Genomic DNA, 12,274 nt, shown 5'->3' with positions numbered 1-12,274 from the left:
CGGTTCACCGCAGATTGATACGTAGCACGGCAGCACTGGCAAAGGGCAACAATGCGATGGTTGCCGCCGTGATCCCGGCCAGCATCAGCAGTGGCGTCTGCACTTCCATCCCTGTTGCTCCACGCCGGGCAACTTCGGCCCCGAAAATCAGGGTGGGGACGTAAAGCGGCAACACCAGAAGCGACAGCAATAGCCCGCCACGTTTCAGACCAACTGTCAGGGCAGCACCAAATGTCCCGATGACGCTCATGGCCGGGGTACCGATCAGGAGCGAGATCACCAGCCAGAAAAACCCCGGCATCGGCAGGTTCAAAAGAACACCCAGAAACGGCGCGGCCAGTACCAGCGGCAGACCAGTGGTCAGCCAGTGGGCCAGCGCCTTGACTGTGACAACCGATTCCAGCGGCAGCGGTGCCGTGGCCAGCAGGTCGAGCGAGCCGTCTTCCCAGTCCAGTGCCAGCAGGCGGTCAAGCGACAGAAGGCAGGCCAGCAAGGCCCCCAGCCAGAGCACACCGGGCGCAATCGTGGACAGCAGCGAGGATTGCGGCCCCACCGCAAATGGCACCATCACGGTCACGATCAGAAAAAAGGCCAAACCCAGCCCGAACCCGCCGCCCGCGCGGAAAGCCAGTTTCAGGTCGCGCAGCAACAGGGCGATCACAGGAAACCTCCGTCGAAATCGTCGATGGGTTTGGGTTTGGCCTTGTTCGGACCGACGTCCAGAACCTCGCCATCCAGGCCAAGATCTATATGGGTCGCGATCAGGGCTGACCCGCCCTGACCCAGATGTGCTCCCACCGCATCGGCAAACATTTGCACCGCGTTCCTGTCCAGCGAGACGGTCGGCTCGTCCAGCATCCAGATCGGCCGCCCTGTGACCAGCATCCGCGCCAGCCCCAATCGCCGTTTCTGGCCCGCCGACAGATTGCCGGCGTGACGGTCGGCGAGTTCGTTCAACTCAAAAGCGTCCAGCGCCGGCTGGATGTCATATGTACCAAAGACCGCTGCCCAGAATGTCAGGTTTTCAGTCACCGACAATGTCGGTTTGAGCCCGTCCGAATGGGACGCGTAGGCGATCCGGTCCTCGGCCCCTTCGATCTTGCCTTCCAGCGGAGGCTGCAAGCCAGCCAACGTGCGCAGAAGCGTCGTTTTTCCGATACCGTTCGGCCCCCGCAGGATCAGAGCCTTGCCCGGCGACAGCTGAAAGCTGAGGCCCTCAAGGACGGGAACACCGCCACGCGTGATCGTCAGATCTGTTACAGTCAAAGTCATGAGACCCGCTTAGCGGATTGTCCGCAGGGGCAAAAGGCGAGATTTGCCGCAGGATGCCGGTGCACAACCGCTGCCCCATGTCGGAGTGAGGGGCCAGCCCCTCACACTCCCTGGGATATTTTCGGCCAGATGAAGAGGATCCCGTCAGACTGGGATCAGGGCAAGTGCGATGCGGCGGCCTTCAGCGAGCAGCACATTGTAGGTGCGGCAGGCGGCGGGGGAGTTCATGATTTCAACACCAAGTCCGACATTTTCCAGCTCAACCCGTAGCGATTGGGGGATGTGGGCCATGTCTGCGCCCGTGCCGATAAGCAGGACGTCGATTCTGCCCGCCAGGTCCAGAAGGGGGTGTCGGTCGTCATAGCCGCCCCACTCTGCCGGACCTGCCGGGCCTGTCAGGACAGCGCCGTGGAAGACATCGCCACCAATTCGAAAAAAACCGGGGCCGTACCCATCTATGGGTTTGGCATCTGTAAAAGTAATCTGATTCAGACGCATGATGTCCCTTCTTCAATCCAGAAGCGGCAGTCCGGAAATGACCGCAATCAGGATGACCGAATAGGCCGCGAGGCGGTAGATCCGTTCCAGTTTCGGGTCGAACATTGCTTTGCCGATAAGCGTAGTGATCAGATAAGGCACGCACAGCAGCAGGACAATCCATAGGATCGACAAATCTGCGGCACCGCTGATGAGGATGTTGAAAACGATGACAACGTCCAGCAATGCCAAAAAAATGATGGTGTTGGCACGAATCTTGCGCACGTCGGTGGAACTGGCCAGATAAAACACGATGACAACCGGGCCGGTCAGCCCGGTCATGCCGCCGACAACGCCTGCGCTACCGCCGATGGCGAGACGTCCGGGTAGTCCCAGTTTCCCCTCCCATCGCCAGCCGGTAACCACGGCCAGCAGGGTCAGACCGGTGATGCCACAGACAACCCAGCGCAACGCAACCGAGTCCACCTGCACCATGATCCACAGCCCCAATGGAACGGTTACGGTTGCAGCAAAGCCCAGAGTGCTGATTTCGACCTTGTCGCAATCCCGCCACGCCTGAGGCGCCAAGGCAAATGTTGATGCGATTCCGGTGGCGGCCATCAGAAAGACCACATCTGCAATAGGCAGGAACTGGGTCGCCACCGGCACAAAGATCATCGCGGTGCCAAAACCTGTGAAGCCGCGGACAAGTCCCGCGGCTCCGATAGTCAGGATCAGCCAAGTGAGGCCCGGTAGGGCCAGGGCCTGTTGCAGGGCCTCAGGCATCAATATTGGCAAACTGGTTGCCCGCCGTGTTCGACGGTTTGGACCAGTCGCGCTTGACCCCCAGCCAAAGCAGGATGGTCGAAGCCACGAAGACCGACGAATAGGTCCCGACGACGACACCCCAGATCATCGCGAAGACGAATCCGCGGATGACGTCCCCGCCCAGAAGATAAAGCGAGATCAGCGCCAGCAAAGTTGTGACCGAGGTCATCACCGTCCGGCTCAGAGTTTCGTTGATCGATACGTTCAGAACCTCTTTCAGGTCCTTCTTTTTGTATTTCCGCAGATTCTCGCGCACCCGGTCGAAGACGACAACCGTGTCGTTCAGCGAATAGCCGACGATGGTCAGCAGCGCCGCGATGATCGCCAGATCGAAGCGGATTTGCAGTTCCGAGAAGATGCCGATGGTCAGGATCACATCGTGCACCAATGCGGCAACTGCCCCCAGTGCAAACTGCCATTCAAAGCGCAGCCAGATGTAGACAAGGACGGCACCGATGGCCAAGACAACCGCGATCACAGCCGTCTGGATCAACTCGCCCGACACTTTTGGGCCAACGGATTCGACAGAGGGAAAGCTCATATTGTCGTAAGAATACGTGATCGTCCCAATTGCAGCTTCTGATTTTGCTGCATTGGAGATTTGATCACGCAATTCGAAGGAACTTCCGGCCGGGAAAACAAATTGTCGTTCACTATCGCCGTCTGCGACACCACCCAAAGCTTCAACAGCTGAGGCCAGCGCAGCGGAATCGACCGCTCCTCCGTTCTGCCCCTCGAAAGTCACGATCATCTTGCTTCCAGTCGCACCGGCAAGCACGTGCTCGACCTGAGATATCGTATCGGCAGTAACTGCTTCCTCACCTTCTTGGGCCTGAATGCGGATCATCGCGACATTTTGATCCGGGCCAAAGCTTGGATCAAATATTTCGGTGATCGTTACATCGCCCAGCTCCAGCGGCGCGATGGCGTCGCGATAGGCGCCTACGTCGATCTGCTGTGTGCTTTCGGTTCGGATCGTGGTCCCACCCCTGAAGTCGATGCCGAAGTTCAGCCCTTGCAGCATGAACGAAGCAAAGGCCACGACCACCATCAGAGCAGAAATGCCCAACCAAATCTTCCAGCGACTGAAAAAGTCGAACGAGGTGTTCTGCGGTACGAGTTTCAGTCTCATGATCAAACCTCGATCGTTTTCGGTCGGCGGCGTTCGAACCACATGACAACCATCAGGCGCGTCACGAAGATCGCGGTGAAGACCGATGTCAGGATACCCAGGCCCAGAGTGATCGCGAACCCGCGCACAGGGCCGCTGCCCATGGCAAACAGGATAACGGCGGTGATGAAAGTGGTTACGTTGGCGTCCAGAATGGCCGACAACGCCTTTTCATAGCCCAGATCGATGGCGCGGGCTGGACCTCTGGCGGATTTCAGTTCTTCGCGGATGCGTTCAAAGATCAGTACGTTGGCATCCACCGCCATACCGACCGTCAGAACGATCCCTGCAATCCCCGGCAGAGTCAGGGTTGCGCCGATCAGGGACAGCAAACCGAACAACAGGCCCACGTTTATGATCAGCGCGATGTTGGCGAAGACACCGAACAGGCCATAGCTGAGCGCCATGAATACCAGCACGGCGACAAAGGCCACGATTGTGGCAACTTTGCCTGCGTCGATACTATCTTGCCCCAGTTCGGGCCCGATGGTGCGTTCTTCCAGGAATTCCAGCCCTGCAGGCAAAGCACCTGCACGCAACAGGACGGCCAGATTGGTGCTTTCCTCAACGGTGAAATTACCGGTGATGATACCCGATCCGCCTGGGATATGGCTTTGGATCACGGGGGCCGAGATCACTTCGTCATCCAGAACGATTGCAAAGGGTGCGCCGATATTGTCACGGGTATAATCCCCGAACTTGCGTGCCCCGGATGTGTTGAATCGGAAGCTGACCGCAGGGCGGCCGTTCTGATCGAAGGATGGCTGCGCGTCGACCAGTTCCTCTCCTGTCACGACCGGAGCGGATTCGATGGTGTAATAAACGCCGTTTTCGTCAATCGACGGCACGATTTTTTCGCCGACGCCTGCAACGGCATCCGGATCGGTTCCGCGCCCGACAACCGGGTTGAAGGTCAACTGTGCTGTTGTTCCGATAATTTCCTTCAGTTCACCCGCACTGCCGATACCCGGCACCTGAATTAAGATACGATCCGTCCCCTGACGCTGAATTGTGGGCTCACGTGTACCGACTTCGTCGATCCGGCGGCGGATGATTTCCAACGCCTGACGCACCGTGCGGTCATCCGAGGCCAGTTTTTCTGCTTCGGACAGTTGAACAACAATTGTGTCACCATCCGCGCGGGCTTCGATATCTGTGGCTCCTACACCTGTCAGGGTCTGCACTTGCCGGGCCAAACCGCGGACAACCTCCAATGCCTGTGGCATTCCTTCGGGCTGGCTAATGCGCACGCGAATCTCATCCGCAGCCGAGTCCTGACGGCGGATGGTTCCCACCGTGGCACGTTCATCGCGCAGGGCGTCGCGGATTTCCGGCCACATCGCCTCCATCCGGGAGCCGTAGACGTCTTGTACTTGTACTTCGGCCAGCAAATGCGCGCCGCCGCGCAGGTCGAGGCCAAGATTGACCAGGGATGACGGCAACCAACTCGGCCATTGCGCGGCTTCAGCCTGCATCTGGGGTGTGTCGTTGCCCAACTCGATCGCGGCCTTGGCGTCGTTGGATTGTTCGACCCGCGTGTAAAATGCGTTTGGCAGGGCCATGAGCAGGCCGGTCACGCAGACCAGCCAGATCAGAACCCGCTTCCAGGTATCAAATTGCAGCATTACCCTGCCTTTTCAAGGAATTGTCGCGCGAAGTTACTTCGCCGGCTCAGTCTTGTTCAGAACCTGAGCGATGGTCGATTTGACCACGCGAATCTTGACGCCCTCGGCGATTTCGACCTCGATCTCGTTATCGCCTTCCTTGACCTTCGATACCTTGCCGATCACGCCCCCCTGAGTGATCACCTGATCACCGCGACGCACGGCATCAACCATGGCCTGATGTTCCTTCATCTTCTTTTGCTGCGGACGGATCAGCAGGAAATACATGATCGCAAAGATTAGGATCAGCGGGAGAAACTGGGCGATTGCGCCACCATCCATGGGACATTCCTTTGTTCTAGTCTTGCGGCACAGTTCCGCAAATTTGGGCGGAACCTATGCTTTGAAATGTCGGTTTGCAAGCAAAGGCGGTCATGTAACTCACCTGAAAACAGCATGTCCCGGCAACCACGGGCAAAACGTTGCAGATATGCCCTAGGAACATAACCAATACCGGGTATAGTTTATCCGAAGGGGGACACATGACGCGGCCACTCAAACCTTTCCTTTCGTTGCTTTATTTACTGACTGCCCTGTCGGTGAGCGTGTGGCTGTCCAGTGCGGCCTTGTCGCAGGAAGCACCCGCGGAATCCCCCCTGTCCGAGACTGCGGGATCGGACACGTTCATGGCCCCGGTCATAGTAGACGGGGACATTCTGTTTCAGGTGCGCGGATCAAGCGCCCTGCCTGCTCCGGAGCGCGCCGAGGGCGTACAGGACAAGATCATTGTGGTTGCGGAAGCGTCGGAAGCACCTTTGGTCGAGATCACATATGAAGAGACCGAGTTTGGCATCTGGATTCTGGCCGATGGCCAAAAAATCTCGATCGTTACTAAAGCTGACGCTGAACTGGATCAGATGGAACTAAGTGTTCTGAGCGTTTTGCATGGCAATGCGATCAAACAATCCATTGAGGCGTATCGAGCCAACCGAACCGATCAGGCGCGCGTTTCCGGTGCTATTGAAGCGGCTGCCTGGACGTTGGGATTTGCCCTGTTTGTTGTCACTATCCTGTGGCTGCACCGTCGGATCAGGCGTCGCACATTGAAGCTGGTAAAACGCTACTTAAAGGATGTTGAAACAGCGACAGCCAAAAGTGTTCAGGCCGAAGCAATCGCGGCCCTTATCCGCTATGGTCTGAACTTCGTGCTGCTGATCATCTTCTTTCTCGGTTTCTACTATTACCTGTCCTTTGTTCTTTTGGCTTTTGCGGAAACCAGATATTTCGCACAGCTTCTGCTGACCTATCTGACAGAGCCCGTGCTGCTTATCTTCCGGGGCATCCTCAGCTATATCCCCAATCTGATCATGCTGGGCCTGATCACATGGGTCACGTTGTACATCATCAAAGGGCTGCGCGTGTTCTTTGATGCGGTCGAAGCTGGTTCGTTCGAAATGGGTGATTTCGAAAAACACTGGGTCAACCCGACGTTCAACATCGCCCGTGTCGTCGTTATTTTGATCGCGCTGGTGTTTGCGGTTCCCTATATTCCGGGCTCAGATTCTGCCGCGTTCCAGGGGTTGACCATTCTGGTTGGCGCCATGCTGTCTTTAGGCGCGAATTCAGTCGTGTCCAACATGCTGGCCGGGCTGTTTGTGATTTACCGCAGGTCTACCTCGATCGGTGACCGTATCCAGATCGGGGACCACATCGGCGATGTGGTTCAGATTAAACTGATGGAGACCCACCTGAAGTCGATCAAGAACGAGCTGATCTCGATCCCCAATGCACAATTGATGAACTCAGATGTCGTTAACTTTTCAAAGAAAACCAATGGTGACGGACTATTATTGCACACGACCGTCGGCATCGGCTACGAAGAACCCCCTGAGAAGGTAGAGGCGATGCTGATCGAGGCCGCCAACCGCACCAAAGGTATCAAGGTCAATCCCGAACCTTTTGTGTTGTGGACCGCGTTGGCCGATTACGCGATCAATTATCAGATCAACGGCTACACCACCCGTGGCAGCATCATCCCCAAAATCCGCTCGGACCTGCATCGAAACATTGTCGCTGTATTTAACGAGAACAATGTGCAGATCATGACGCCTTCTTATGTGGCTGACCCGCCCGAGCCAAAAATACCGGCCGGGGCATGGGATGGCCACCTGACGCATGAAACCCACGAAGACGCTGATAAGTCGTAACCGGTGCTACACCCTGCCCCGCAGATGGTGCATAAGCGGGTTCAGTGATTCACGCATTCAAGGATCTGAGACATGCACGACATCCGCGCCATTCGCGAAAACCCTGCCGCCTTTGACGCCGCCCTAGCGCGCCGTGGGGACGCGCCGGTGTCGTCAGATCTGCTGAGGCTGGACGAAAGCCGGCGTGCCAAGATTCTGGCCGCCGAAACCGCACAGGCCGAACAAAACAAGGCCAGCAAGGAAGTCGGCGCTGCTAAGGGACGCGGCGACGAGGCTGAATTCGAACGCCTGCGCGCGCTTGTCGCCGAGAAAAAGGCCGAAGTCGCCCGGATGCAGACCGAGGCCAAGGATCTGGATGCCTTGCTGACCGATCAACTGGCCCGCATCGCCAACCTGCCCGCCGATGACGTGCCGCAAGGCGCGGACGAAAACGACAATGTCGAAGTCAACCGCTGGGGCACCCCGCGCGATTTCAGCTTTGCACCGAAAGAGCATTACGACATTCCCGCCGTCGCAGCCGCAATGGATTTCGAAACCGCCGCCAAAACCAGCGGCAGCCGATTTGTGAACCTGTCCAAGGGGGTTGCCCGCATCCACCGCGCGCTGGCCCAGTTCATGTTGGACACACATATCGACAAGAACGGTCTGACAGAAATGCAGACACCGGTTCTGGTCCGGGATGAGGCGATGTATGGCACCGATAAATTGCCTAAATTCGGCGACGACAGCTATCAGACGACCAATGGCTGGTGGCTGATCCCAACCTCCGAGGTCACGCTGACTTATTCAGTGGCTGGTGACATTCTCGAAGAGTCTGCTCTGCCCATCCGTATGACCGCCCATACCGTCTGTTTCAGGTCCGAGGCCGGAAGTGCAGGCAAGGACACCGCAGGGATGCTGCGCCAGCACCAGTTCGAAAAGGTCGAGATGGTCTCGATCACCCATCCCGACGCGTCAGATGATGAGCAAAAGCGCATGTTGCGCTGCGCCGAGGATTTGCTGGAACAGTTGGGTATTCCCTATCGAACCGTAGTTCTGTGCACCGGTGATATGGGCTTTGGCGCGCGCCGCACCTATGACATCGAAGCGTGGCTGCCCGGACAGGACACCTATCGCGAGATCAGCTCGGTCTCGACCACAGGCGCGTTTCAGGCACGCCGGATGAACGCCCGTTTTCGTCCTGAAAGTGGTGGCAAACCTGAATTTGTTCATACTCTGAACGGTTCCGGTCTGGCAGTTGGGCGTTGCCTGATCGCTGTTCTGGAGAATGGGCAGAATGAAGACGGAACTGTTTCGCTGCCCGAGGTACTTGGCCCCTATCTGGGCGGCAAGCTGACCCTGCAATCGGACGGTTCTTTGGCCTGACAAACAAAACAGGCGCCGTCGGGCACCGGTAAGGACATCAGCAGAAGGCGAAGAAGTTTACTTCTTCGCTTTTTTCTTGTCCTTCTTCTTTCCGCCTTTCTTGCCGTCCTTCTTTTTCCCGTCCTTCTTGGACTTTTTGTCCTTGCTGGATTTGGCTTTCACTTTGTCCTTCGCCTTTGAAAAGGCGGCTTCCATCTCTTTACGCTTCTTCGCGGCTTTTTCAGCCTTGGCCTTGGCTTTGGCCTTTTTCTTTTCCGCAGCTTCGGCTTTTTCGGCCGCTGCTTTTTCTTCTGCCGCCTTGCGTGCGGCTTCCTCGACCCGTTTCTCGGCTGCGGCTGCGGCGATTGTTTTGCGGGACGCGGCTTTGCGTACGGAAGGCCTGCGTACCGCCGGAGTCCGGGCCGCAGTTCGGCGTGTTGTTGGCTTCGCAGCAACCGGATTTGCGGCAACGGCTTCTTTGGCAGATGCAATCAAAACCAACGCGCGTGCCTCACCGATCCGAGGGACCTTGACCAAATCAGCAGGAGCGGCCTTGGCTATCATCTCGGCGGTCTTGAAGCCATTGGCAACAAGGGCCTGGCCAAGCGCGTCCCCTACACCTTTTATTTCGGTCACTGCGGTCATTATGGGTCCTTTCTGTGTCGTTCTATAACTTCGTATATACACCGGATATACGAAGCAGCAAGCAGCGTAGTGATAACCCCTGTTCTGCCAGCTTAGTTATGGGCAAGACTAGCGGCACGGTTGTCTCTCGGAAAGGGTACAAGGCGCTTGGCATCTTCGTCCCATAGCTTCAGGTTCAATGCGGCCACGGCCTCGGGAAACTTAATCCGGCGGGGGGTGTATTCCGGCGGCAAGTTATAATGGCAGGCACGCAGGCGATATGATGGGATACGCGCGTTGAAATGGTGGATGTCGTGCAACGTGATGCAGGCCACAGCCATATCGAACCACCATCCGAAATCCAGTGCGGATGATCCCTCAAGCGCTGCTGTCTGAGGGTTCAGATCGGGGCGGCGATCCCAATAGGTATCTTCGAAGTTGTGCTGAAGATAAACAAGGAAGACGCCCAGCATTCCACCCAAAAAGGAAAACACCAACCAGACCCAAATGCCGGTCATGCCCGCAATCAGATACAACAATCCTAGAAACACGATGATCGACAGGTTGTGCAACACCACACCTTTAGCGCCAAAACGCGCCGTATTCTTGGGCCAGCGGTATCGGATGAAGTAGGTGAACAACGCGCCGACCGGAACCAGGATGAACGGATTGCGATACAGCCTGTAAAAAAAACGCGTTTTCCAATCAGCCGCATTCCACTCTCGCAGAGTCATCGTATGAATTTCACCTGTCTCGCGATGTTCAAGATTTCCGATGCCCGCATGGTGCAGATTGTGGTTCTGCTTCATCACCTCGAACGGGGCGAAAGTGAAAGGTGACAGACCATGCCCTGCCCATTCGTTTTGAATCCGTGTTTCAAACAGAGAGTGATGCCCACAATCATGTTGCAGCACATAAAGCCGTACTGCGGCAAAGGCGAACACTATCCCGGCGGGTATCATGATGTACCAGCGATCAACAAAGGTGATCGCAAGGGTCAGCGACGCGAAATACACCGCAAATGTGCCAAAATAACTTGCCGCGGCCAATCTGTTGTCCTGCACCGCGTAATGTCTTGTATATTCCCTCAAATCCATCCAGCCGTCTCCTTACGATGGCCGTTCAGTTTTCTGTTCAAATCTAGGTGCGGCTAGTCCGCATGCAAGCAGTGCGTGCCCAAACAAATGCACACGCATGAATGCTAGCGCGGAGAACAGAAACTGTCACGCCCCCGTGAGGTAAGATGCTGAAAATTGGCGCAGTTACGCGCGGCCCTTGAGATGCTTGGCCAGCGCGCCCGCATTTTTCTTGCGCCGACCCTTATATGGGTTCTTGTCGCCCTGCCCGCGCAGCGTCAGGCGGATTGGGGTGCCAGGCATGTCAAAGTCCTGACGCAACCCGTTGACCAGATAGCGGGTATAGCTTTCGGGCATCTTATCGGGATGAGAACACATCACAACAAAACCCGGCGGCCGCGTTTTCGCCTGGGTCATATAGCGCAGCTTGATGCGGCGGCCCTGCGGGGCCGGCGGCGGGTGCTGTTCCAGCATGGCAGTCAGCCACCGGTTCAACGCCGCGGTTGGCACACGGCGGTTCCAGACGTCATGGGCGCGCAGGATGGCGGCGCGTAATCTCTCAAGCCCGCGGCCCGTTTTCGCCGAGACGGTAACCAGAGGGGCCCCGCGCAGCTGCGGCAGCAAGCGATCAAAGGCATCTTTCAGTTCCCGCAGCTTTTCCTGCTTGTTTTCCTCGACGTCCCACTTGTTTACGGCAACAACAACAGCCCGGCCTTCGCGTTCGGCCAAATCGGCAATTCTCAGATCCTGTTGTTCAAATGGAATGGCCGCGTCCAGAAGTACGACGACAACCTCGGCAAACTTCACCGCGCGCAAGCCGTCTGACACCGAGAGCTTTTCCAGCTTTTCCTGTACCTTTGCTTTCTTGCGCATTCCTGCTGTGTCAAAGATCCGCATCGGAGTGCTTTCTCCGTCCGGGTCGGCCCAATCAATCCGCAGGCTGATAGCGTCACGGGTGATCCCGGCCTCAGGCCCGGTCAACAGGCGGTCTTCGCCGATGATCTTGTTGATCAGCGTGGATTTGCCCGCATTCGGACGGCCAACCACGGCCACCTGCAACGGCTTGGCAGAGGTGATCAGGGGCATTTCGCCCTCACCGTCTTCATCCAGCTCGATCTCAGTTTCCGGGGCTTCTTCGACCTGCTTTTCCTCGGCTGCATCGGCCAAAGGCATAAGCCGAGCATAAAGATCTGTCATCCCTTCGCCATGTTCACCAGAAAGACGCACAGGTTCACCCAGACCCAGGTTATATGCCTCGAGCACCCCGGCATCCGCTGCGCTGCCTTCGGCCTTGTTGGCCGCAAGGATCACGTGCTTGGACCGCTTGCGCAGGATTTCGGCAAACATCTCATCCGTGGGCGTCAGCCCGACCCGCGCGTCGATCATGAACAGGCAGACATCGGCCATGTCCACGGCGCGTTCGGTCAGACGGCGCATCCGGCCCTGCAAACTGTCATCTGTCGCGTCTTCAAGTCCGGCCGTATCGATCACAGTAAAGCGCAGATCGCCCAGACGCCCTTCGCCCTCGCGCAAGTCACGCGTCACACCGGGCTGGTCGTCGACCAGCGCCAGACGTTTGCCTACGAGGCGGTTGAACAATGTGGATTTGCCCACGTTCGGGCGCCCCACGATGGCGAGGGTCAGCGACATGATACTCTACTTTCAAGACTC

The 12,274-nt window shown here is 57.1% G+C and carries 12 protein-coding genes; 2 read left to right on the top strand and 10 right to left on the bottom strand.

Going from position 1 to position 12,274, the window contains the following annotated elements:
• Window positions 1-4 precede the first annotated feature (4 nt).
• The 7 genes from ccmB to yajC form a co-directional block, all read right to left on the bottom strand.
• Window positions 5-661, bottom strand: coding sequence for a heme exporter protein CcmB (gene ccmB, locus ACR0JI_RS00755; protein WP_267366838.1), 657 nt, complete (start codon window positions 659-661; stop codon window positions 5-7).
• Window positions 658-1,272: a heme ABC exporter ATP-binding protein CcmA gene (gene ccmA / locus ACR0JI_RS00750; protein ID WP_480492950.1), complete on the bottom strand. Its 615-nt coding sequence runs from the start codon at window positions 1,270-1,272 to the stop codon at window positions 658-660. The genes ccmB and ccmA overlap by 4 nt, the downstream gene beginning before the upstream one ends.
• 144 nt (window positions 1,273-1,416) lie before the next feature.
• Entirely contained in the window at window positions 1,417-1,770 is a 354-nt protein-coding gene (locus tag ACR0JI_RS00745; RefSeq protein WP_480480338.1) for an Mth938-like domain-containing protein, read from the bottom strand.
• Window positions 1,771-1,782: 12 nt separating this feature from the next.
• Window positions 1,783-2,535 carry a sulfite exporter TauE/SafE family protein gene (locus tag ACR0JI_RS00740; protein ID WP_480492949.1) on the bottom strand — a complete coding sequence of 251 codons (753 nt, stop codon included), beginning with the start codon at window positions 2,533-2,535 and terminating at the stop codon, window positions 1,783-1,785.
• Window positions 2,528-3,709: a protein translocase subunit SecF gene (secF, locus tag ACR0JI_RS00735; RefSeq protein WP_480492948.1), complete on the bottom strand. Its 1,182-nt coding sequence runs from the start codon at window positions 3,707-3,709 to the stop codon at window positions 2,528-2,530. The genes ACR0JI_RS00740 and secF overlap by 8 nt, the downstream gene beginning before the upstream one ends.
• 2 nt (window positions 3,710-3,711) lie before the next feature.
• On the bottom strand, window positions 3,712-5,373 hold the full coding sequence (gene secD / locus ACR0JI_RS00730) for a protein translocase subunit SecD (protein ID WP_480492947.1): 1,662 nt from the start codon (window positions 5,371-5,373) through the stop codon (window positions 3,712-3,714).
• Between the two features lie 33 nt (window positions 5,374-5,406).
• Entirely contained in the window at window positions 5,407-5,694 is a 288-nt protein-coding gene (gene yajC, locus ACR0JI_RS00725) for a preprotein translocase subunit YajC (protein ID WP_209503494.1), read from the bottom strand.
• A gap of 200 nt (window positions 5,695-5,894) precedes the next feature.
• Between yajC and ACR0JI_RS00720 the strand changes: the two genes are divergently transcribed.
• Together ACR0JI_RS00720 and serS are read left to right on the top strand one after the other, a co-directional pair.
• Window positions 5,895-7,559 (top strand): mechanosensitive ion channel family protein, encoded by a 1,665-nt coding sequence (locus ACR0JI_RS00720; protein WP_480492946.1) that lies wholly within the window; start codon window positions 5,895-5,897, stop codon window positions 7,557-7,559.
• Between the two features lie 72 nt (window positions 7,560-7,631).
• Entirely contained in the window at window positions 7,632-8,924 is a 1,293-nt protein-coding gene (gene serS, locus ACR0JI_RS00715; RefSeq protein ID WP_480492945.1) for a serine--tRNA ligase, read from the top strand.
• A 57-nt stretch (window positions 8,925-8,981) separates the two neighbouring features.
• Here serS and ACR0JI_RS00710 read toward each other — a convergent pair whose 3' ends face one another.
• The 3 genes from ACR0JI_RS00710 to der all read right to left on the bottom strand — a co-directional run bounded on the left by ACR0JI_RS00710 (window position 8,982) and on the right by der (window position 12,253).
• Entirely contained in the window at window positions 8,982-9,548 is a 567-nt protein-coding gene (locus ACR0JI_RS00710) for a helix-hairpin-helix domain-containing protein (RefSeq protein ID WP_480492944.1), read from the bottom strand.
• Window positions 9,549-9,640: 92 nt separating this feature from the next.
• The gene (locus tag ACR0JI_RS00705) at window positions 9,641-10,624 is read right to left on the bottom strand and encodes a fatty acid desaturase (RefSeq protein WP_480492943.1); all 984 of its coding nucleotides are present in this window, start codon (window positions 10,622-10,624) and stop codon (window positions 9,641-9,643) included.
• 165 nt (window positions 10,625-10,789) lie between these two features.
• The gene (der, locus tag ACR0JI_RS00700; protein ID WP_480473423.1) at window positions 10,790-12,253 is read right to left on the bottom strand and encodes a ribosome biogenesis GTPase Der; all 1,464 of its coding nucleotides are present in this window, start codon (window positions 12,251-12,253) and stop codon (window positions 10,790-10,792) included.
• Window positions 12,254-12,274 lie beyond the last annotated feature (21 nt).

The organism is Ruegeria sp. N10 (assembly GCF_056531545.1).
The sequence above is the reverse complement of the archived record's forward strand: the minus strand, read 5'-3'. Positions and strand labels throughout refer to the sequence as shown.

Coding starts and splice junctions, on each gene's coding strand:
- ACR0JI_RS00745 (WP_480480338.1), bottom strand. CDS start 1,770: ATGCGTCTGAATCAGATTACTTTTACAGATGCCAAACCCATAGATGGG.
- serS (WP_480492945.1), top strand. CDS start 7,632: ATGCACGACATCCGCGCCATTCGCGAAAACCCTGCCGCCTTTGACGCC.
- ACR0JI_RS00705 (WP_480492943.1), bottom strand. CDS start 10,624: ATGGATTTGAGGGAATATACAAGACATTACGCGGTGCAGGACAACAGA.
- yajC (WP_209503494.1), bottom strand. CDS start 5,694: ATGGATGGTGGCGCAATCGCCCAGTTTCTCCCGCTGATCCTAATCTTT.
- ccmA (WP_480492950.1), bottom strand. CDS start 1,272: ATGACTTTGACTGTAACAGATCTGACGATCACGCGTGGCGGTGTTCCC.
- ACR0JI_RS00720 (WP_480492946.1), top strand. CDS start 5,895: ATGACGCGGCCACTCAAACCTTTCCTTTCGTTGCTTTATTTACTGACT.
- ACR0JI_RS00740 (WP_480492949.1), bottom strand. CDS start 2,535: ATGCCTGAGGCCCTGCAACAGGCCCTGGCCCTACCGGGCCTCACTTGG.
- ACR0JI_RS00710 (WP_480492944.1), bottom strand. CDS start 9,548: ATGACCGCAGTGACCGAAATAAAAGGTGTAGGGGACGCGCTTGGCCAG.
- secF (WP_480492948.1), bottom strand. CDS start 3,709: ATGAGACTGAAACTCGTACCGCAGAACACCTCGTTCGACTTTTTCAGT.
- secD (WP_480492947.1), bottom strand. CDS start 5,373: ATGCTGCAATTTGATACCTGGAAGCGGGTTCTGATCTGGCTGGTCTGC.
- der (WP_480473423.1), bottom strand. CDS start 12,253: ATGTCGCTGACCCTCGCCATCGTGGGGCGCCCGAACGTGGGCAAATCC.